Here is a 22,081-nt window from a genome sequence, read left to right on the forward strand (position 1 = left end):
CTTTTATTCTGGATTAACTATAGTTATATCTTTCGTAAAGCTCTTCCATCCATTCAACTATAAGTTCGAAAGCAGTTGAAATTCCAGAGCTTTTTGAAGCTCCTGCTCCTAAAAATATAGAATAATTTGAGGTGTCTTTGTTCTCTTTTATACTTATATAGTTAACAAGATCTTTTACTGTCCGAATCTTGTGCTTCAATTCACCCGCTTCTATTAAGTCTTTAGCTTTCATAAATAATTTAATCACCTTTTGTTTGCTCTATATTATATTAATTTCTACTAAGTAACTATATTATTTCCCAAATAACTCTTAAGTTTAAGATGATTTTCCATGTGATAGGTGCATCATGAAATTTGATACATCTTGATTGTTAGCCCTGACAGTAGCGGCTATCCTGCTGACGACAATGTCAATGCAGACTGTGGCTGGTAGTGGTGTCGAGGTAACAGCAACGCATCCAGACATATTAGTCCGCACGCCATTGATTAGGCAGATAATAGCGAATGGCAGGATTGGCTACTCACACACTCAACTCTAATCAAACCGTTAAATCTCCTTTCTAGTGTTTTACAGCATCAATTTTCTAGCGTTAACCTCATAGCGTATCTATGCAAACGCCATAAAGCGATTGGCGATGACGCCATACATGTTGTACCCTAAAGTATTGTTTTTTTCTAATTAAGGGAAATGCCAGTGTTGTACAACTTTGATGAAATAATAGACAGACGTGATACGGGGTCGTTTAAATGGCATTATAGCGATGACACGATTCCGATGTGGGTCGCGGATATGGACTTTAAGACCGCCCAGCCTATTTTAGCGGCGATTGAGCAAGTAACGCAGCATGGAATATTGGGTTACACTGTGCCGACCGAGCCGTTGTATCAAGCGATTATCGACTGGCATGGCAGTCGTTATGACTTGTGGCTGGAGCAGCAGGATATCCTATTTTCTCCGGGTGTCGTGCCAAGTTTGGTGCTGATGATGAAAGTATTTACCGAGGTAGGGGATTCGGTACTCATTAATGATCCTATCTATACGCCTTTTATGACCAAGGTTTTGGATAATAATCGTAAGCTGGTGACTTCTGCATTACAGGAGAATGAGGGGCGATACTATCTGGATTTAGCTGATATAGAAGCTAAAATTATCGAGCATAAAGTTAAGCTATATTTATTCTGTAATCCGCATAATCCGGGCGGACGTGTATGGATAGCGGATGAGCTTGAAGCGCTGCTTTTAATCTGCAAAAAGCACGATGTGGCGATTGTGAGTGATGAAATTCATCAAGATTTAACCTTGAAAGAGCATACATTTACGCCTTTTTTAACTTTAGTAAAAGGCTATGAGCACAAAGTGGTTAGCCTGACATCAATGACCAAAACCTTTAATATTGCTGGTATCAAAGGCTCGATGATCTTTGCTAAAGGCAGCGCATTACTGAGTAAAATTAACCAGCAGCAACGTTTAAGTGACGAGCATGAGCTGAATTTATTTGCTTATACGGCAATGCGCAGGGCTTATGAAGAGGGTGGTGAGTGGTTGGCGCAGGCGCTGACTTATATTGAAGCTAATATTGAATTAACCCTGCAATTCTTAGAAGATCATTTACCTAAAATTAAGGTGATGCGTCCAGAAGCTTCGTATTTGATTTGGCTAGATTGCTCGGCATATGCGCAAGACGATCAAATGCTTTATGACAAATTGAGAGCCGCTAAGGTTGAGCTTAGCGCGGGGATTAAGTACGGTGATGAAGGGCATCTTAAAATGCGCCTTAATGTAGCGTGTCCTAAAACGCTGCTGATAGAAGGGTTAAATCGTATGCATACTGCATTAAATAGCAATGATTTCAAACAATAATATCATTTGGTAGGATAACCCGTAATATCTTGAATGCTTTGATATAAAGGTTTTAAGCGCTCATACATTTTGAGATAAACCTCATTATAAAGGCGTTTGTAGAGCTGAACATTGGCGTCAATAGGCAAGAATTCATCGCCCAAATGGGTCATCGCCTCGCTTGCAGTCGCGTGATCAGGATAAACGCCAAGTCCCACCGCACAGTTAATGGCAGCGCCTAAGCCTGAGGCTTCATAAGTATGCGGTCGATAAGCGGTCATACCAAAGATATCGGCGGTGAGCTGCATCGCTGAGTCGCTTTGGGAGCCACCACCAGACACACGCAGGTGTTTAATGGGTTTGCCTGTACGCTTCTCAATAGTATCAAAGCCAAGCTTTAGCTCATAAGCCAGCCCTTCTAGAATAGCGCGGTAAACATGCGCTCGCGTATGCACATCGCCAAAACCAATGAGTGCGCCTTTGCCTTCAAGCCCCGGATGACGAACACCGGGTGACCAATACGGTTGCATCATTAATCCCATACAGCCTGCTGGAATGTCTTTTACTGCTTGATCGAGGAGTTTTTCGGTATCGATGCCTTGCGTCTTTGCCAGCTGCTCTTCATAGTGAGCAAACTGCTCCTTAAACCAACTGACCATCCAAAAGCCGCGATAAATCATGTACTCATGATTGTAGTAATTTGGCGCGGCGGCAGTGTAGGCGGGCATATGTTTAAGTATCTCGATATAATTGCTCGACGTGGTATTAATCGTCGCAGTAGTGCCAAAACTTAAACAGGCGGTGTCTGCTGCGAGACCCGCAGAGCCTAATGCTTCACAAGCCTTATCACTGGCGGCAGCAATCATCGGCGTGCCCTCTAAAATACCAGTGGCTTTGGCTGCTTTGGCAGTAATACCCCCGAGCTTTTGCCCCGGTGCAACAAGCTTGGGCATTTGGTCGGGTCGACAGCTAAATAGTCGCCATTTGAGGTTATTTGGCTTAAACCAAGCTTGGGCTTTGTAATCATATGGCAGGTAGCCTAAAGCATGACCGGCGGAGTCGATAAGCTCGCCTGTCAGCTGATAGGTGAGATAGGCGGACAAATTGACATAATGAGCGGTTTTTGCCCATATTTCTGGCTCATGATGCGCAAGCCAGTTACAGCGGGCTTTTTGCTGAGCTTCATTGACCAGCTCACCCACACCAACCACTTTAGTGAGTGGCGAGAGAAATCCTATGTCATTGGCTTCACCTCTGCGCAAATCCATCCACACAATGGCTGGGCGTAGCGGCTGTTTGTCTTTATCCAAACATATCATGGTATAGCGCTGGGTGGCGAGGCTAACGCCAGCGATTTGCTCGGGCGTGATATCGCAGTTGTGCCACAATTGCTGGCAAGCCTCGCTTAGTTTTTTCCAATAGTAGTCGGCATGCTGCTCTGCAAAATTGGGCTGCGTTGAAAAATACGGCTCGATAGGGACGCGGGCTTTGGCAATCTCGGTTCCAAATTGGTCAAAGATAAGTGCTCTGACGCTTTGGGTGCCATTGTCTATGGCTAAGAAGTAAATAGAGTCATCAAAAGTCATAGTCATCCTTAACTATGTAGTCATATAAATTAAGCAGCGGGCAAATGATAATAGCGTTGCCATAAGGCTTGATAACGTTCAACTTCTTGCTGCCATTTTTGCTCATCCCAACCCAGTTCCTGCTGGCATATTTGTTTGAGCCTATCGCTAATCAATGGCGTCATTGCGCCATGTGGCAGTATCAACCCTAGGCGCGTGCGTCGCAGTAACAAATCGTCCAAGTGAATGACTTGCTCATAATGCGCCGCAAAACGGATTTCCGCCCAAATGGTGTTGCTATCGGTCACATAAGCCAAATCATCGTCATGCGCTAATTCTAATAAGGTATCAAGCTGTAGACCGTAAAACCCTTGCAAGCGTTGTTGCAATAGTGGTGTTAGGGTTGAAAATTTGGGATTGGTTGGCGGTTGATTACTAAAGACTTGGCTGCTATATGAGACATTATCTTGAGTAGCTGACTCATCAAGTTCGAGCACCTTTTGACAAACTTTCAGTACATCAAGGGCGATTAGGCGAAAGGTGGTTAATTTGCCGCCACTGACGGTCACTAAATTATTATCCAACCAAACGCTATGGTCGCGTTTTTCTTTACTCGGGCTGACGCGCTTACCATCACCGCCATCAGAAATCAGTGGACGCACGCCTGCCCATGAGCTGATGACATCCTTGCGGCTAATGTCTACATTATCAAAGAGATTATTGGTCGCTGCCAATAGGTAATCCACCTCTTCATTAGTGATACCGACTTCGTTATCGTCTAATGGCGGATGATCCAAATCGGTGGTACCAAGGACGGTACGGTTTTCCCATGGAAAGACAAAAACGGCTCTTTTGTCGATAGGGTGCAAAAAAGTATAGGCTTGTTTGATTGGTAGGCGCTCTTGGCTGACCACCAGATGGCTACCACGCGACGGGCGAATTTGTTTATGAAAGGTTTGTTCTGTTTGTTTGCTTGCCTGCATTCTTAGAGTATCCGCCCAAGCACCCGTCGCGCTGACCACCACTTTGGCATGAATATCGTAAGTATGATTGCTATCTTCAGCAGAAGTATCTAATAGAGTAGCGCCAACGACCAAGCCTTGCTCATTAGTAATTAACGACTCAGCTTTAAGGTAGTTAATCGCCTGCGCGCCGTCATTAATCGCCTCATCAAGTACCCGCATCACAAGGCGTGAGTCATCGGTCACTGCATCGCTAAATTGACTGGCGCCCAAAAATTTTTCTTGCTTGATGTGCGGATTAAGCTGTAAAAAAGCGTCTTTTTTAACGTATTTAGAGTAGCGCTTGCCCGCGAGCCCATCGTAGACACGTAGCAAGGTATTGAATATCCATGGCGGTGGAAACTTGCCTTTATAATGCGGCATGACGTAATGCATCTCGTTGACGAGACCACTTGCTTCGCTTAGCATGCGCTCGCGCTCACGGACGCTCAGCAAAGTGGTTTTATAGTCACCTGAGGCAATGTAGCGCAGCCCGCCATGTACCATTTTGCTAGAGCGGCTGGACGTGCCCCACGCAAAGTCTTTTTGCTCAATTAATAAAACTGCTAAGCCGCGCCGTGCTGCTTCGCGAGCAATGCCAGCGCCAGTAATGCCGCCACCGATGATGAGCATATCCCAAGGTTCCTCTTGAGACGAGCGCCAAGATAAAGGCGCTAATGCTTGCTGGCGTTGCTGATTGGCTTGGTTCATAACCGACTCATCTCAAATGATACTCAAATTAATCAGTGACTCAGTATTGCTAAGTCATCTGGTCAGACTGTAGCTACCTTTTAATCTTCGATTAAAACGCCTGGGTTCATACGCTGTTCAGGGTCTAGGCTTTTCAGCATATCATGGGTTACTTGAATACCGAGCTTACCTTTTTCGGCAGCAAGGTACGGGGCATGATCGCGACCAACACCATGCTGATGCGATATCGTCGCTGTGCCATTGGCTAAACTTGAACTGGCGGCATGTTTGATTTTTTGCCAGCGGCTTAAGGTACTAGCGTGGTCTTGTGCTGCTCTAAAGAAGTAGGTGGTATAAAGACTGGCACCTTGTTTATAGACATGCGAGATATGAGTAAAGGCCATGACGTTTTCGCCTTCCTCTGCCAGAGCGTTTTTCACCGCTTCTTGCATCTGCTGCATCTGCTCGTCGATATGATTCCAGTTGGTTGCGGTCTCAAAGGTATCGACCATGATGCCTTTTTCCCATAAAGTGCCACGTAGATATGGAAATTTAAAGCGTCCATGCGCCCACACACTGCCCATGATATCGGTTATTTTACCCGTGACACTACCGTGCTGCTTTAATAGCTTATTAAACTGCGTCAGTGCCAGTTTATTCTGTGCTTTATCCCCTGAAATGCCATAAGTGAGCATGACTTTATCTGAGCTGAGTCCGCGCGCTTTAAGATAAGTGCTAATCGCCATAAACTGGCTAGGCGTAGTACCTAAATGTAGATGCGCGTCAGTCTCGACCGCATTGCTTAGGCGTAGCATTGATAATTGAATATTTTTTTGTACGGCTTGTCTGAGCACTTCTTTACCCGCTGCCCAGTTCGGTAAAAAAGCAACTTTAAACAGCTCTTCTTCGGGTTGTGGTTGTACCCGCATTTTGACTGTCGTAAAAATACCAGCGCGGCCTTCGGTGCCCATCATCATTTCACGCAGATCAGGTCCTGCCGCTGACGCTGGAATATCCGCAATATTGAGCACGCCTTGTGGCGTCACCAACGTACCACCGGCAAACATCTGCTCGATGCGTCCGTAGCCTAACGACTGCTGACCACTAGAGCGCGCTGCAATCCAGCCGCCAAGTGTCGATAGCTCCCAAGACTGAGGATAATGTCCCAAGCGGTAGCCGTGTGCGTCCAGTTGTGCTTCGACTGCTGGCCCTTGTGTACCTGCGCCAAAAGTAGCAATTTGGCTCTCACTGTCTAAATCAATCAGCTGAGCCATCTTGCTCATGGCGATGGTCAATACGGGGCGTGAGCCTTTTTGTGGATTGATATGACCCGCTACTGAAGTGCCACCGCCAAAAGGAATGACGATGAGGTCGTGCTCGCTCGCTAGCTTTAATAAGGTTTCGACATCAGCGGTCGATTCAGGAAAAGCGACCCCATCAGGAAAGACTTCAAAGTCGCCACCGTGCATCGCTATCCAGTCTGGAAAGCTTTGGCCACGAGCATGTCTAAGTCTTACTTCGTTATCGACAGATACGGTATCAAGCTCAGTCATAGCAACAGGCAAGCGGGATTTGGGGACGGTTTTAAGTACTTGCTGTAAGCTCACTGATGATAGTTTTTTGGTTTTACCAATGTGCGATTTGATCAGTTTCGCCCCGTGCGCTGAGACTTTTTTATTAATATTGATATTGCCCCAGCCATTCCAGCGCGTTTGCTCGATTGGGGTATTTGCCGTATGACCTTTTAAGGCGGCGTCTATACTGGTGTTATTGGTATTTTGGTTATCAGAATTGACTGAAATAGCTTTAGACGGGTCAGATTTAGGGCGTTTTCGGATAAGGGCTTTGATTTTGCTCATAGGGACATACCTGTCAATTTATTATGATTATCTGTGACTATAATAAGTAACTGTTTTCTGTACATTAGTCAACAACGATTGGTGTGCTGTTCCGACTTGCTAATTCTTTATTCTCCACCAAAACCATCAGTCTATGCGCTAAGTAGTGCCAAATAACACCAATAAAATTTAACATATAAAAATACCAATGCGGTGAGACTAAGCTAGAGAAGGTTTCGGGTGAAGTCTACGTGTTGCCTAATAATATACGGTAGTCATAGGCGATACTGATACAAGCTTCTCTGTAGAATGCTAGGTAAAAAAGTATAATGGCTGCTTTGTAATAACACTTATTTGTAATAATGCTTGAACCAGAATTTAGGCGTTGCCTATAAAAGCATTAGGTCAATTAATCGCGTTTTTATTCTGTTGATTACTCTACAGTGCCTTATCATCGCTACCTAGATGTAGAAAAATATAGAAGAAATGCATTCATTGATGAAATAAAGTAGAGGTTTATACTGATGAGCTATAGATTTATATACCAGTTAGCAGATTAGCGTATTTTTATAACCAATAGACTGCTCAAACTTGTTAAAATAGCGCACCAATTTATTTATTGATGGACACTACGTTATGACAACTGCTGCCAACGTTCCTACTATTAAAGAAGATCGCATCTTAATTCTCGATTTTGGCTCACAGTACAGCCAGCTTATCGCCCGCCGTGTCCGTGATTCTGGGGTATTTTGTGAGATGTTCCCTTATGATATCGACACTCAGCGCATTATCGATTTTGGCGCAAAAGGCGTTATCTTATCTGGCGGTCCTGAGAGCGTCCACGCAGATGACAGCCCACGCATCAATGATGCCGTATTTGATCTAGGCGTACCAGTATTGGGTATCTGCTATGGTATGCAAGCGATGGCAGAGCGCTTCGGTGGTAAAGTTCACGCCAGTGACATCCATGAATTTGGCGCAGCAACCATCAATATCGATGGCAAATCAACGCTGACTGATGGTATCGAAGACGCAGCAGCGAAGCTAAATGTGTGGATGAGTCATGGCGATAAAGTGGTCGATGCCCCACAAGGCTTCGATATCGTCGCTAGTACGCCAAGCTGCCCGATTGCGATTATGGCAGATGATTCGCGTCACTATTACGGTCTTCAGTTCCACCCTGAAGTCACACATACCGCGCAAGGTTCTGCACTGCTAGGACGTTTCGTCCATGAAATCTGTGGCTGCGCGGGTAGCTGGACGCCTGATAACATCATCGATATGCGTATTGAGCAACTGAAAAAGCAAATCGGTGATAAGCAAGTATTACTTGGTCTTTCAGGTGGTGTGGACAGTTCAGTCGTCGCAGCATTATTGCATAAAGCCATTGGCGATCAATTAACCTGTGTGTTTGTTGATACTGGTCTTTTGCGTCTGCACGAAGGCGACCAAGTGATGCAAATCTTCGCTGAAAACATGGGCGTAAAAGTGATTCGTGTTGATGCTGAAGAGTTATTCTTGACGGCATTGGCTGGCGAGTCTGATCCGGAAGCCAAACGTAAAATCATCGGTAAAACCTTTATCGATGTATTCGCTAATAGTGCTCGTGAAGTCAGTGAGCAAAGCGATGGTAAAGTCATCGAATTCTTGGCGCAAGGTACGATTTATCCAGACGTGATTGAATCAGCGAAGTCGCATCAAGGTAAAGCCCACGTGATTAAGAGTCACCATAATGTAGGCGGTTTGCCAGATGATTTGGCATTTGAGTTGGTTGAGCCATTACGCGATTTGTTTAAAGATGAAGTGCGTAAATTGGGTATTACCCTTGGTCTACCAGCGAAGATGATTAACCGTCATCCGTTCCCAGGACCGGGTTTGGGCGTGCGTATCTTGGGCGAAGTGACCAAAGAATTCGCTGATATCTTGCGTGCTGCTGATGCTATCTTTATGGAAGAGCTTGAGCGTTCAGGCTGGTATGAGAAGACCGCGCAAGCATTTGCGGTATTCCAACCGATCAAATCAGTTGGCGTGGTCGGTGATGGTCGCCGCTATGCGTGGGTGATTGCGCTACGTGCGGTTGAGACCGTAGACTTTATGACCGCGCGCTTTGCGCATCTGCCGTATGATTTGATTGAGACGGTATCGAATCGCATTATGAATGAAATCGCTGAAGTNNGCGACGATTGAGTGGGAATAAACCGTTTAAGTATTCTAAACGGTAACGGTATTAACCTAGCTAGATGTACAAACACGTACTATCTGCGCTCGGTTGCCTTGTTACCATTTTAGACTACGTAAACTTATCTAAATAGCTTTTCAACTCATGTTTTATGAGTTGATATACGACTAATCAAGAATTAGATTAGTTCAATATAGCGATAAAAAAGCACTCAACTTGGTTGGGTGCTTTTTTTGGTTAAAACAAACAGGCAACTAAGAATCCTCTAATTTTTCATTGAACATTTGTCTTTATTATCTATAATAGTGTCAACTTTAATTGGCTATTATTTATTAAAGTCGAGATAAGCCTATCAACCGTTCAGTATTTAGTAAAATTAAGGGATAAGATGTTTTGTAATAACTGTAATCAAGAAAATTCAAGCGAGGCAGGATTTTGTTCAAAATGTGGGCATCAGCTCTCTGACGTTCAAGCACAAACACCGCCACCATTAACGGCGGTTAATATTTCTAAAGATGCGCAAATCCCGCAAAATCAGTTGGCTTCCAGCTCTGAAAGTGCTGATGCTTTATTAGCGACTTTCGTCGGTGAAAAGTATGACAGTTTTTATCGTGACAAATGGTTTAAGGACAGCGAGCCACGCTTAGAGGTTAATAATGATGGCTCTAGTATACACAGTTTTAATTTGGCTGGACTTCTCCTGGGAACGTCTTGGTTGTGCTATCGTAAAATGTATCTAGTCGCTTTTTTTATTGTACTTGGCATTAATGCAGTTGATTTAGTCTTAATGCATCTGCTCGGTATGGAGGCGTATAGCTCTATAGGTCAAACCAGCTTTTTTGTCGCATGGGCAGTACTGACAGGACTTTTAGGTAATTATTTTTACTTTAGTCACAGCGTCAAAAATATAAAAAAAGTCATGAGTAATACAGCTGACCCAGCGACGGTCGAACAGGAGTTAGCGGCAAAGGGTGGTACGTCATGGGTTGGCGCCATTGTGGGTAGCATATTATCAGTATTGCTATCTATGGGTATGTCCTATTTGTTTGCGCCTGAGTGGTATTGGTTGGTGTAGTACCTCTAATAAATAAGGTTAATCTAAGGAGGCGAGACAAAAGTGATGGAACCATTAAAACAAGCATATGATTTGGAACTCACGGATAAAGATCATGGGCAAGGTTGGGATTTTGGTCGCCCAGTCGGCATCACCACGGATCAATGGCCGCGAAGCAGGATTAACGGTCTACCGATGGCGCACTTATGGACGATATTAGTGCCTGAAGCGTATCGCGTAAAAGGGAAAGATCTCGTGGCAATATCACTTTTTCAAGCGGATGATCATGTTGAAGATAGGGTAGACGGTGTTGAAGATATGATTGCTAACCTCACTGAGGTGAATTATACAGACGCTGAGAATTTTTGGGCGTCACTGAGTCGCTATGCTAACTATCGTCACCCTCAAGAAATCTATCTTGAAGATATTATTGGTGGTGGCTGGACATTGATTTGGCTAACCAAGGAGGAGTTTGAAGGTGAAGCGACAGCACTGCCTAATAAAGAAGATAGTATATATCCAAATTATGAGATTGAAGAGTGGAGTAGCACTTGCTTTGCCAAAGATGAACCCGCTCAGTTTATTAAGCACGTTGTCCGAATAGATGATCCTAATGTCGGAAAAATGCTTGATGAGTGGCCAGATGAAGATGATGGAAATGCCTATATTCCGATGTTCTCTGAAAAAGGTGAGATGTTAAAGCTTGATAGGTTTCATGCAAAAAGTCATTTTGGTGGTACGGCCAATCCCATTCAAGCGATACCAGAATTTAGCCCTTTTTATATTGAGTTTGAAGAAACGCTTGGCGATGCCAATATGGGCGGTGGTAATGGGCAAATTGATTTGCTGAATAGTCAGTTTGACTGGGCGTGTGGCTAGGTGTTGATAACGTAAAAATGGCTGCGTTTGAAAGTCATTTGCTCCATCTTTATTTCATCTTTATCTAACTGCGAATACAATTGCTAAGATATCACGCGTGACTTATGATGTATCGAGCAAGCCGCCTGCAACGATTGAGTGGGAGTAGTTTTTCTTTGAGTACTGCTATTAGTCATAAAAAAAGCCCACGATAACGTGGGCTTTTTTACTCTTTGAAAATTGAGCTACTTACTATATGCAATAAGTAACTTTGAATTACTCATCATATAAATATTACATGAATGGTAGATCTAACCAAAAATAGCTTTAGCTAGTGCTATATTCGGTATATGGCGTATTCGAGATGTTTTAGCAGTATTATCAGAATACTCTAACTTTCTTACTGGTGCTGGCACACGTTTTATATGAGGAGATTTATCTCTTTCAACTACCATTACAGTAACAGTTTTTTGATGTTCAATAGTTTTAGACATTATTTTCTCCTATTTACAAAATATAGGGAGTAGGTTATCTACAAATTCAAAAGTACTAATATGTTGTAGGTTAGTCGGCTTCTTCAGCTCCAACTCCAAAAAGATACATATCAAGAGCATAAGAAAGAGTATCCAAAAGAGGCTCGATTAAACTAATATAAATCGTAGGATTACCTCTCAATAGACAATTATGTCTAGCATAAATGTTTAGGACAGCCAAAGTAGGAGGTGCTGTCAGCTCGTTACCGTTAGAATAACTTCTTGCATAAGGTGCATTGATAGGTATAGATAATAAGGAACGTGCAGAACTATCGTTAAAATAGTACTCGTAAAGTGAATCTGCTTGTGATTTATTTATGTGTCTTTTCTGTTCCTTGAACAACCAGTCATTAACACTGTGCAAGAAGTCTGGGTAATATTGGTAATGATTTGTAGAGAAGGCTTCTGGAGCACCAATCACCCGTTGCTTTGTTTTTTCATCGGAGTTATCTTCAACCACAGGGAGATATAACTTGGATTTGTCCCCTCTAGATTCCTCTTCTATAAAGTTTCTAGTAGAGTCTTTATGTGATACAGCAAACGGTACTAATACTGCGTCGATTTGCGAGCATGCAGAGTCAGCATTAGCGCCATCGAAAAATATGGAAATATTGCTCCAGTTTTTTTCTATATAAGTTTTCGATTCGTCAACTCTCATCACTATCATTAGATTAACACTTATAGTATCACTTTGTAAACTTTCATATTCTGATGCCAACTTACGGATAAGTTGAAGGATATTAGTCACAACAATTAGAGCATCCTCTTCCTTCTGATCAATTAAGCGTCCGTATTCTAGAGCTTTTTTAACAGCTTTAGGGTAAGTTGTAACAAAGTAACTCTCTGTTGGTAATAATCGCTCTTGTTCGAGTCTCCTCTTTCTAGATTTTCTTTCTATAGATAGATATCGTGTATCTGCATATGCTTTAAGGGATGAAATAATTAAAACAAAATATATTGTAATTTTTATATATATTGCTGTATCATTCCAAAAAATTTTCAATCCAGAAAAAGAATAAAAAACATAATCTGAATTACTCCCTATTATAGATCCTAACTTTGCTCCAATCATAGCACCTAAAAACAATTGCGAAATAACTACAAAAAAATTAAAAAACCCGTGAGAGAGTATATTTACAACTATAGTTTCTGCTAATTTCATCAAATAAAAAAATATACTTAGCATCATTCTTATTGGTTGTATTTTTATTTTTCTATAAAAGGTATTTATTTTTTCTTTCATGAACTAGACCTTTTTAGAGAAAAAACTGAAGTGAAATATATAAAGGTCTCAAGTCTATTAGACCTCTGGCAAAAGTACCAGTTCATTGACTTCCACTGAGGGAGTTATAAGGGCTAGCGATGACTTATGCAAGAGGTTTATTATGCATATTTCTAATATTGTATATTATATATCCAATGTAATCACTATAAAAAATTACATAGCTATCAAAGGCATATAAGTAGTTGGTAGTTATTCTATTAATTTTTTAACTTTAAAAAAGCAGCATTTCAAAAGAGATGCTGCTTTTTTTATGAAAATTAGTTTTAAACCAAATGCTAACTACCCCTTCACATTCACCACATAACGTCCAACCACTTTGCTAGACATAAAGCGATCTAGGTATTCTGGCGTTTGCTCTAGTGTAATTTCTTCACCATAGCTCTCTAGATTAGGCAGTTTCATATCAGTCGCAACACGTTTCCAAATAGCTTCTTTGTCAGCCAGTGGAATATAGACCGAATCGATACCCAATAGTGACACCGCACGGGTGATAAAAGGTATCACTGACATCGAAAACTCAGCGCCGCTGGCTAGGCCACAACTGGTCACCGCACCGCCAGATTTGGTTTGCTTTAGCAGGTTTGGTAAGTAGTCGCCGCCAATGGTATCAATGGCATTTGCCCACAGTTCACGACCAATAGGCTTGTTATCGATTTCATTGATGGTATCGCGATGACGCACTTCACTCGCTCCAAGCTCTTTTAAATGCTCGCTTTGCTCTGGCTTACCTGAGAATGCAATCACTTCATAGCCAAGCTGCTTTAAGATAGCGATACTGATTGTACCTACGCCGCCCGTTGCACCAGTTACCGCGACTGGACCATCACTGGGTTTTGCACCCATTTTTTCTAATTTTTGGATACTGAGTGCTGCGGTTAAGCCGCCCGTACCGTAAGTCATTGCTTCTTTTAACGTCAGCGTTTCTGGGCAGGGCAATGCCCAATCGGCAGGGATAGAGATTATCTGACCCAGACCGCCATCCGTATCCATGCCCAAATCATAGCCAAATACCAATACTTCTTGCCCTGTGGTAAACATGCCTGATTTGTCGCTGATAACGACGCCTGCTGCATCAATACCGGGGGTATGCGGATATTGTCTGGTGATTCTTTTATTGCCCGATGCCGACATCGCATCTTTGAAATTCAACGATGAATAATGCACTTCTATCAACAAGTCATTTTCTGGCAAGTCACTGATGTTGCGTTCTTGAATACTTTTGCTAAAGGTGCCGTCGGTATTTTCTTCGACGACTAAGGCTTTAAAGGTTTTATTATTAGACATCATATTATTCCTAGTGAGGTTGTTTGGTGTGTATCTTTATTTGCACGTACATTATTTGCAACTACATCGATGTATGTAAGGCAATAATTTATGCTTTTAACAACACCTTACCATTCTTACTTGCCTGCAATTTGCCATCGACGGCCTTGACGATATCTGCCAAATCAAACGTCGCTTCAACGGGCAGTTTTAAATTGCCATTGTTAGCACGTTCGATCAACTCATCAATCAATCGCTGTTTGTTTTCAACGCTCATTTCTTGACTGATTTTGCTGCCCCAAAAGCCTTTGATCGTCGCTTGTTTAAAAATAATATGGGTTGGATCTAGTACCATTGGTTTGCCTGACATGATGCCAAACGATGCCAATGTGCCACCATGACCCAGTAACGCCAGCAGATCATTACTCGACTCACCACCGATAGAATCAACCGCGGCACTGATTTTCTCATCACCAAGGATGTCTTTTACTTGGTCTTTCCAGTCGTCATCTGAGGTGTTGATATTATGTTTGATACCCAGTGCGTCTAATTCCTTGATAGCATCGTCACTTCTCACGACATTAATGGTGTTAATACCACGCGCGGCGGCTAGCATGGCGAGCGATTTGCCGACCGCGCCATTGGCAGCATTATGGATCACCCACTGACCGCTTGTTAGTGCTAAAAACTCAATCAACATCAGCGCGCTGAGTGGCATCGCAATGAGCTGCGCCGCCATTTCGTCCTCTAAGCTATCAGGCATGACAAATACCATGTCTTTTGAGGCGACAAAATACTCTGCCCATGTCGCTTGTACGCTCGCCGCTGCCACGCGCTGACCAACTTTTAAGTCTTTGACGTCCTGACCGACGGCATCGATAATGCCGACCGCTTCGCTACCACCAATCGCTGGCAGTTCAGGTTTAAATCCATATTGACCGCGAATGGTTAATAAGTCATGGTTGTGGATAGAGGCGAGTACCATTTTGACTCGGACTTCATTGGCTTTTGGTTCAGGAATAGGTGTGTCACCTAAACTGAGGACGTCAGATGGTTTACCGAAGGTACTATAAGTTGCGCTACGCATAATCATTGCCTTTATTTATTTTTAGGTTGTGAGCAACAGTAACAAGTTTGACTCCGTACCCTCAATGTTACTTTAGTTAAGGAATGTTATGCGTTGCACGTATCGCGTGTAGTAAAGCATGAGTAGTAATGCATGATAAGTCACAGCGTGAACGTCTACTGAGAGGCTTTATCCTCTTGGCTTAAGTCGCCGACGATGACTGTAAAATCACCGTCTACCATCTCTGTGAGTAATGGCTCGCCTTTGTCATTGACGCGAAACAGACCATATTCAGCCGCTTCAAACGCCTCAGCATGACCTTCTTGAAAGAAGAACGCATTGGTCGCCAATTGCACACTGCCGTTACGGGCGCGGTAATAAATGGGCAGCTCACTTTTAGTTAACTCTTCACGACTATTACTATCAGCTAAGCGGACAAAATGCCCCACATTATTGTCATCGATTTTCACAATGACATAACCGTCGCTTGGCTCATAAATACGAAAATCTGTATCAAGCTCGTCTAATTCTACATCTAGTTCTGAGCCTAATTCGTCTTGTGTTGAATGAGGGTGCTTTGGTCGCATGGCATCAAAAATATCGCGCTCTAGCGCATAGCTTAACGCCATATAATCGCCTTGCATAAAACCGCGTGGATCGACAGGTGCCAGCGCTAATAATACTGTTTTGCCAGTGGTGAGATGGGTTTCGTATTTGATGATATTCATCGTCATTACGACCAATATCAGTGCTAACCCAAGTAAGGCAACAGTGATGGTAACGGCTCGTTTTTTTAGCCAATGCGTGGATGGTGACGTGTCATCAATCAAGCGCTTAGTCAAAATTTTATTTTTCATGATAGGCGCTCCTGACGATCGTTGGCGCTCATTGTCAAATCAGTATCGTTGATAAGGGAGTTAGCGAAATAGCGTTTAATCAATAGCCAACGCCCCATCAGCATGGTCAGTCCGACGATTAGCATTGAGAGAGATTTGATTAGCAACGAAGTATCGAGCTGATAGTAATACCAAAATACATAGCTGACCAAGGCGGTGACGCCCAAACCTAATAGCACTCGTTGGCTATTGGCGATCGCAATGACGATGATAAGGCTGGTCGCGAGCAGTCCTGAGACGTAAATCGATATTATCCCAAGCAATACAATCGCACCACCAATGAAGAGTCCCGCTGCCGATAGTAATTTAACGTCGTAACGTTTTAGAATCAGATAAGCGGCATAAAGACTGGCAAGTGTAAGCAACCCTTGCGCCAAATAGTAATTGTAGCGAAAAGTGTCGCCATAATAAGTAGCAAGGCTATGACTATGTTCAGCCGCGATAAAGTACACAGAAACGCACAACAGCATCAGCGCACTGGCGTAACCAATGGCTTTAATAATATCAAAAACATCCGCTCGCCATTTACTGGGTATACGCTGCAATAGAGAATAGCGTGATAAGTTGCTGCCAATCGCAATCAGTGCCAATAGCCCCAAACTGAGCTCAGGTAGATGATAATAGTTAAGCAAATAAACCGTCAAACCTAGCGTCATTATGCTACCCAATAGGCGATAGATTCGGTTGGGCATAATGACCGTCATAACAATTTGTACAAGTAAAAATAGCCAAACATCTATAGGATGCGACAAATTATTATCAAATAACGCAAAGGCAATGTAGGCTTGCCCAGCCGAGCTAATAGCCAAGGCTAGGCTACTGATAAAGGTATTATCACGGCTTTGTTTATTTCTAAATAGCACAGAACCCGCCGCGCTGAGTACTAGACCTGTAATTAACAAGGCAATCACGCTATCAAAGCCATCGATGCCGAACAATAACAAAGACAGAAAGGCGATTAGAAACAGACTCGCTACAATACCGCTGAGACCAAAAAGTATTTGTATAAACCAAGGAATATCGTTTTGAGAGTGATTATTCGCTATCGTTGCCTTAGCAATTGTCTCACCAGTACGGGCATCAATCACATTGCAATCAATCAATCCAAGCTGTTGCAGCTGTAAAAGGACATTGTCCGAGTGTTGATTATTCATATCATTACTCATAATTACCTCCTTTGACGACAGCACTGGGGCGGTTGTTTTCGCTGTTTAAACGTGCCGCATGACGCAGCCAAACGACCGCCGCTGAACTCATGCCAATCAATAATAGGGCTAAGATGAGAAAACCACCCATATCAAAATTGTCTAAAAACAACTTACCCGCCCAAAACATCACCACGACAATGACAGAGCCACATAAATAGGTCAGCATTAATAGATTGATGCGATACCAATAAAATCGCCAAACCATAAATCCGCACCAGCTCATCCATAGCAGCAAAGCGATCAGCGTCATTAAAATATTGGTGTCATCAAAGACACAAAGAATGGCAAGGTAAGTAATAAAATAGCTGCTGAGTAAACCGACGACATAAGCGCTCCAATCCAGCTCGGACTTAAATCGGCTGCGTGTGACTGATGGTGGCTGACGGTCGATAAACGCGAGCCAAAAATTTAGCGCCACAAAATTAACAGCGGCAAGCACGCCTATTTGTAAGACACCTTCATAAAAATAGCTAGCAAAGGCAAAGTCCGTAACGCCGAAATATAGGATGAGACCAGTATTGATTAGCCCCAACCATAACAACCAAAGCGCAGGGAAGCGGGCGATGATTACCCAAGGAATAATCAATACGGCCCAACCGAAAAACAGCTGCCACGTATCAGCACCCGTTTGATAAACCTGCCCAAATAGCGCCAATAAGCTGCCCGTAATCATGCTAGCAATAAGCAATAATAATTGGCGAATAAGCTGAAACCGTCGCCTAAAAGACAGTGCAACGTACAAGGCAATAGTGACAACCAAGGCCCCTTCGACCAAAGCGAACTTGCCCATTTTGCCCATATTTATCCAGTTATAGGCAATAAAAAATACCAGTGATAATACCAGCGCGACCGCCCCAATAATCAGCATGGCTTTATCAAAAAAGACCAGCCATGAGCGTTTGTTAGGATAGACTTGCAAATGAATCGCTGCATCGTTGGCATGCGTCAATGGCAGTATGCCTTGCTTGAGTAAATGCTCGATAGTACGCCGTGGTTGGCTCATAGCGTCCTCTAAATAAAAAAATGATGTTGCTTATCTTAGCTTTTTTGTGAGAGGCAGGTGTACTAAAGTTTATAGTTTTTTACTCAATAAAACTCAATACGACTGAGCAAATGCTCTTGGATGAGATAGGCGCAAATATAAGCGCTCGGCCACGCGACTATACAATCAAAGTTTCATCAAAAGATCAGCGTTATTAGCTTTATAAAAAGGAATTAATAGTGATATTGATAGGTGTTTATTCTAAATTTAGTGATTTTTATCATGATCTTACTCAGCTATTACAAAAATAAGTAATTGCAAAAATGAAAAAGTTGCACGATTCTGAATAGCGAATAGGTCTAGTTTTGAGTGTCGAAAATACCACACTATTATTCATCAGCATAGGCTTAAAAATTCTAGTGTGTGATTAGTTATTAACAATAGTCTTATAAATAAAATTCATCATATCTACTAGGGTTTTATTGCTTGATAGCATTGATTTCATTCACTTGACAGTGATAATTAGTGATTTAGAAACTGAAATTTGTAGTAATAAGACAGGCTTCGAATGAGCGGTAGCATATTGCTGATGAAAGGTAATAAGTAGCTATAAAAATTACTAAAGTAATAGTAATCTCATCTGATTTTTGGTCGTCGAAACTGCTTTGACGGCAACCTTATTTTGCTTGTTAGTATCGGGGAGGAATTAAAACTTATTGACATTTGTATCGTTTTTAATTACTAATAGTTGTCTACAATATGACCAATAGTTAGTTAAAGTATTGTTAATAAACATAGTCAATATACGGATATATTAACTCGAATCACTACTATTTAGTTGATCCGCCCAGCCACTGACCAGCAAGGATAGCTATTATATGATGCGCACTCCTAATCACTTTTTGTCCTCTATATTTTTGCCTACCTCTCTTGCGCTCGCCATGTCTATGACTGGCTGTAGTAGCGATAAGTCTGGCACTGACAGCCAAGCAGCTGCCGTTGATCCTAATGTACTGGCTGATACTCAAGCGCTCGTCGTCAATAACGGTACCGAACCTGAATCACTTGATCCACACAAAGTATCGGGGGTACCAGAATCTACCCTTGGCCGCCAGATGTTAGAAGGTTTAACCAATACGGATGCCGAAGGTAAGACCATTCCAGCAATGGCAACCAGTTGGGAAAGCGAAGACAATAAAGTATGGACCTTTAAGCTGCGCGATGCTAAATGGTCAAATGATGATCCAGTAACGGCAGAGGATTTTGTCTACAGTATGCGCCGCTTGGTCGATCCAAATACTGCGTCGCCGTATTCAAGCTATTTGGTCGATGCCAAAATAGTAGGCGCTGATCAAATCGTTGATGGTAAGGCTGGCATTGAAACCCTTGGCGTAAAGGCTATCGATGATAAAACTTTGCAAATTACGTTATCAGAGCCCGTGCCTTATTTCCCAGATATGTTGATTCATAATTCAGTCAAGCCCGTTCATAAAAAGACCGTTGAAGCCTTTGGTGATAAGTGGACAGCTCCTGAGAACATCGTGGTTAACGGTCCTTACAAGCCTACCCAGTGGCAAATTAACGACAAAATCGTTTTAACGCGCAACGCTTCTTATTATGACGATGCCAATACGACTATCGATACCGTCACTTTCCTGCCGATTCCTTCTAGTACGACTGACGTCGCACGCTATCAGGCGGGTGAAATCGATGTGACCTACAATGAGATTCCAACCGAGCAGTTCGCTTCGCTTAAAGAGCAAGTGGGCGATCAGCTAACCGTATCTCCTTATCTTTGTACTTATTATTACGAGTTTAATACGGTCAAGCCACCGTTCAACGATCCCAACGTACGCCGCGCTTTAGCCTTAGCTTTGGACCGCGACACCATTGCGGATAAAGTTATCGGTCAAGGACAGACGGCCGCTTATCAGTTGACACCCCCTGCCACCAATGGCGATATTGCAAATAGTCCAGAATGGTCGACTTGGGATCAAGAAAAGCGGGTTACTGAGGCCAAAAAACTGCTCACTGAAGCAGGCTATAGCGATAGCAATCCACTGACTTTTGAGCTGCTATACAACACCAATGACAATCATAAAAAGACTGCGGTCGCGGCTACTTCACTATGGAAGCAAGCGCTCGGCTTCGTCGATGTGACTTTGACCAATAAAGAATGGAAAACCTATTTGGATACTCGCCGTAATGGTAATTATCAAATCGCGCGTGCTGGCTGGTGTGGTGATTATAACGAAGCGTCAGCTTTCTTAAATATTGCCAAATCTGACAATAGTGGCAACTACGGTAAATACAATAATGCTAACTTTGACAGTTTAATGGCGCAAACGCTGAAAGCTGGCGTTAGCCCTGAGCAGCGTGCCAATCTATACAAGCAAGCTGAAGCTCAGCTCGATCAAGATATGGGTTTACTTAACATTTATCATTACGTCAGCCCGCGTCTAGTAAAACCTTATGTCATTGGGTTTCCAACTAAGGATATATTAGACAATTGGCAGGTAAAAAATCTCTCAATTGCTAAGCACTAATCGTTTGACTGATCGCTGAATAATTCTATCGATTGAATGTCTGAGAGCGGTAAAAGCAGCTGGTTTCATTTATCGCTCTTATCAAATAACGCTGATAGCGCCATTAGTTTCATTTTTCACGGCCACTCTTATTAGGCGTGTTAGATGAAACTTTTGTTATTTATAAACAACGATTATCAATATTTTATTTAAAACCAAGTCATTGAATATTGCTAGTTGAGTGATAACTGGGCGTTAGGTTCGTGCTAGTTATCTCATTTTAATTTAGCTGAAAAATAAGCATCATTATAAAAGAGGCATTATGCTAAAACTGATTTTTCGGCGTATCTTAGAGGCCATTCCGACCTTATTTGTATTGATCACGGTCTCCTTTTTTATGATGCGTTTGGCGCCAGGCAGTCCGTTTACGGGTGAGCGTAGCTTGCCACCTGCGGTACTGGCAAATATCGAGGCCAAATACAATCTCAACGATCCTATGTGGCTACAGTATGTTAATTATCTAAAGCAGCTAGCGGTAGGCGACTTTGGACCGTCTTTTAAGTATAAAGATTATACGGTTAACGAGTTGTTGTCGCAGTCGTTTCCTGTCTCTATGGAGTTGGGTCTGTACGCTTTTATATTGGCATTGGTCTTAGGACTTATCTTCGGTGTTATCGCAGCCCTTAAGCAAAACTCATGGATAGACTACGTACTGATGGCCTTTGCTATGACAGGCGTTGTGATTCCAAGCTTCGTTAAAGCGCCATTATTAGTGCTGATCTTTGCCATTATTTTGCAATGGCTACCAGCTGGTGGCTGGAATGATGGGGCACTCAAAAACCTTGTATTACCAGTCGCCGCTTTAGCGCTCGCTTATGTTGCGAGTATTGCTCGTATCATGCGCGGCTCGATGATCGAGGTGATGAATAGCCAGTATATCCGAACGGCTAAGGCGAAAGGTTTGCCGATGCGTCAAATTGTGATGAGGCATGCACTGAGACCCGCACTACTACCCGTTATCTCTTATTTGGGCCCAGCCTTTGTCGGTATTATCACAGGCTCTATTGTGATTGAGACTATATTTGGTTTACCTGGTATCGGACAGTTATTCATTAACGGCGCACTCAATCGTGATTATGGGGTAGTGCTTAGTTTGACGATTTTAGTTGGGGTATTGACCATTGCCTTTAATGCTATCGTCGATATTTTATACGCGGTAATTGATCCAAAGATTCAGTATTAAGGCGACCATTTAAGCGCATTATCATTCCAATACGGTTTGATAGGGATCATTCATT

17 protein-coding genes and 1 pseudogene are annotated in these 22,081 nt (G+C 42.8%); 7 read left to right on the forward strand and 11 right to left on the reverse strand.

Going from position 1 to position 22,081, the window contains the following annotated elements:
- Positions 1 to 13: 13 nt before the first annotated feature.
- Entirely contained in the window at positions 14 to 232 is a 219-nt protein-coding gene (locus B2575_RS09250) for a hypothetical protein (protein WP_296241547.1), read from the reverse strand.
- A gap of 456 nt (positions 233 to 688) precedes the next feature.
- Between B2575_RS09250 and B2575_RS09255 the strand changes: the two genes are divergently transcribed.
- Positions 689 to 1,861 carry a MalY/PatB family protein gene (locus B2575_RS09255; protein ID WP_296241549.1) on the forward strand — a complete coding sequence of 391 codons (1,173 nt, stop codon included), beginning with the start codon at positions 689 to 691 and terminating at the stop codon, positions 1,859 to 1,861.
- A 2-nt stretch (positions 1,862 to 1,863) separates the two neighbouring features.
- Here the strand turns inward: B2575_RS09255 and B2575_RS09260 are convergent, their stop codons facing one another.
- The 3 genes from B2575_RS09260 to B2575_RS09270 form a co-directional block, all read right to left on the reverse strand.
- Positions 1,864 to 3,426 (reverse strand): FGGY-family carbohydrate kinase, encoded by a 1,563-nt coding sequence (locus B2575_RS09260; RefSeq protein ID WP_296241550.1) that lies wholly within the window; start codon positions 3,424 to 3,426, stop codon positions 1,864 to 1,866.
- A gap of 29 nt (positions 3,427 to 3,455) precedes the next feature.
- Complete coding sequence (locus B2575_RS09265) at positions 3,456 to 5,117, reverse strand: glycerol-3-phosphate dehydrogenase/oxidase (RefSeq protein WP_296241552.1); 1,662 nt, start codon at positions 5,115 to 5,117, stop codon at positions 3,456 to 3,458.
- Between the two features lie 80 nt (positions 5,118 to 5,197).
- Entirely contained in the window at positions 5,198 to 6,955 is a 1,758-nt protein-coding gene (locus tag B2575_RS09270; protein WP_060490124.1) for an FAD-binding oxidoreductase, read from the reverse strand.
- Positions 6,956 to 7,570: 615 nt separating this feature from the next.
- Between B2575_RS09270 and guaA the strand changes: the two genes are divergently transcribed.
- The 4 genes and pseudogenes from guaA to B2575_RS13600 form a co-directional block, all read left to right on the forward strand.
- On the forward strand, positions 7,571 to 9,121 hold the full coding sequence (guaA, locus tag B2575_RS09275; protein WP_296241554.1) for a glutamine-hydrolyzing GMP synthase: 1,551 nt from the start codon (positions 7,571 to 7,573) through the stop codon (positions 9,119 to 9,121).
- A gap of 380 nt (positions 9,122 to 9,501) precedes the next feature.
- Positions 9,502 to 10,188, forward strand: coding sequence for a zinc ribbon domain-containing protein (locus B2575_RS09280; RefSeq protein ID WP_060490126.1), 687 nt, complete (start codon positions 9,502 to 9,504; stop codon positions 10,186 to 10,188).
- Positions 10,189 to 10,233: 45 nt separating this feature from the next.
- Positions 10,234 to 11,046, forward strand: a complete 813-nt coding sequence (locus tag B2575_RS09285; RefSeq protein WP_296241556.1) for a hypothetical protein — start codon at positions 10,234 to 10,236, stop codon at positions 11,044 to 11,046.
- Positions 11,047 to 11,119: 73 nt separating this feature from the next.
- Positions 11,120 to 11,194 (forward strand): annotated as a pseudogene (locus B2575_RS13600) (hypothetical protein); the annotation flags it as partial.
- A gap of 142 nt (positions 11,195 to 11,336) precedes the next feature.
- Here B2575_RS13600 and B2575_RS09290 read toward each other — a convergent pair.
- The 7 genes from B2575_RS09290 to B2575_RS09320 all read right to left on the reverse strand — a co-directional run bounded on the left by B2575_RS09290 (position 11,337) and on the right by B2575_RS09320 (position 18,279).
- Complete coding sequence (locus tag B2575_RS09290) at positions 11,337 to 11,519, reverse strand: hypothetical protein (RefSeq protein ID WP_060490128.1); 183 nt, start codon at positions 11,517 to 11,519, stop codon at positions 11,337 to 11,339.
- Positions 11,520 to 11,589: 70 nt separating this feature from the next.
- Entirely contained in the window at positions 11,590 to 12,801 is a 1,212-nt protein-coding gene (locus B2575_RS09295) for a hypothetical protein (protein ID WP_060490129.1), read from the reverse strand.
- Between the two features lie 321 nt (positions 12,802 to 13,122).
- Complete coding sequence (locus tag B2575_RS09300; RefSeq protein ID WP_296241560.1) at positions 13,123 to 14,130, reverse strand: oxidoreductase; 1,008 nt, start codon at positions 14,128 to 14,130, stop codon at positions 13,123 to 13,125.
- 85 nt (positions 14,131 to 14,215) lie between these two features.
- Positions 14,216 to 15,193 carry a zinc-binding dehydrogenase gene (locus B2575_RS09305; protein WP_296241561.1) on the reverse strand — a complete coding sequence of 326 codons (978 nt, stop codon included), beginning with the start codon at positions 15,191 to 15,193 and terminating at the stop codon, positions 14,216 to 14,218.
- Between the two features lie 155 nt (positions 15,194 to 15,348).
- Complete coding sequence (locus tag B2575_RS09310) at positions 15,349 to 16,029, reverse strand: GDYXXLXY domain-containing protein (protein WP_296241563.1); 681 nt, start codon at positions 16,027 to 16,029, stop codon at positions 15,349 to 15,351.
- Entirely contained in the window at positions 16,026 to 17,234 is a 1,209-nt protein-coding gene (locus B2575_RS09315; protein WP_296241565.1) for a DUF4401 domain-containing protein, read from the reverse strand. Before B2575_RS09315 ends, B2575_RS09310 begins: the two co-directional genes overlap by 4 nt.
- Positions 17,227 to 18,279, reverse strand: a complete 1,053-nt coding sequence (locus B2575_RS09320) for a DUF2157 domain-containing protein (protein ID WP_296241567.1) — start codon at positions 18,277 to 18,279, stop codon at positions 17,227 to 17,229. The genes B2575_RS09315 and B2575_RS09320 overlap by 8 nt, the downstream gene beginning before the upstream one ends.
- Positions 18,280 to 19,136: 857 nt before the next feature.
- Between B2575_RS09320 and B2575_RS09325 the strand changes: the two genes are divergently transcribed.
- A complete protein-coding gene (locus B2575_RS09325; protein ID WP_296241568.1) occupies positions 19,137 to 20,804 on the forward strand; it encodes an ABC transporter substrate-binding protein in 1,668 nt (555 codons plus the stop codon).
- Positions 20,805 to 21,105: 301 nt separating this feature from the next.
- Complete coding sequence (oppB, locus tag B2575_RS09330) at positions 21,106 to 22,026, forward strand: oligopeptide ABC transporter permease OppB (protein WP_045442924.1); 921 nt, start codon at positions 21,106 to 21,108, stop codon at positions 22,024 to 22,026.
- Positions 22,027 to 22,081 lie beyond the last annotated feature (55 nt).

Origin of the sequence: Psychrobacter sp. UBA6739, assembly GCF_002453835.1 — a bacterium.
Taxonomy (GTDB): domain Bacteria; phylum Pseudomonadota; class Gammaproteobacteria; order Pseudomonadales; family Moraxellaceae; genus Psychrobacter; species Psychrobacter immobilis_A.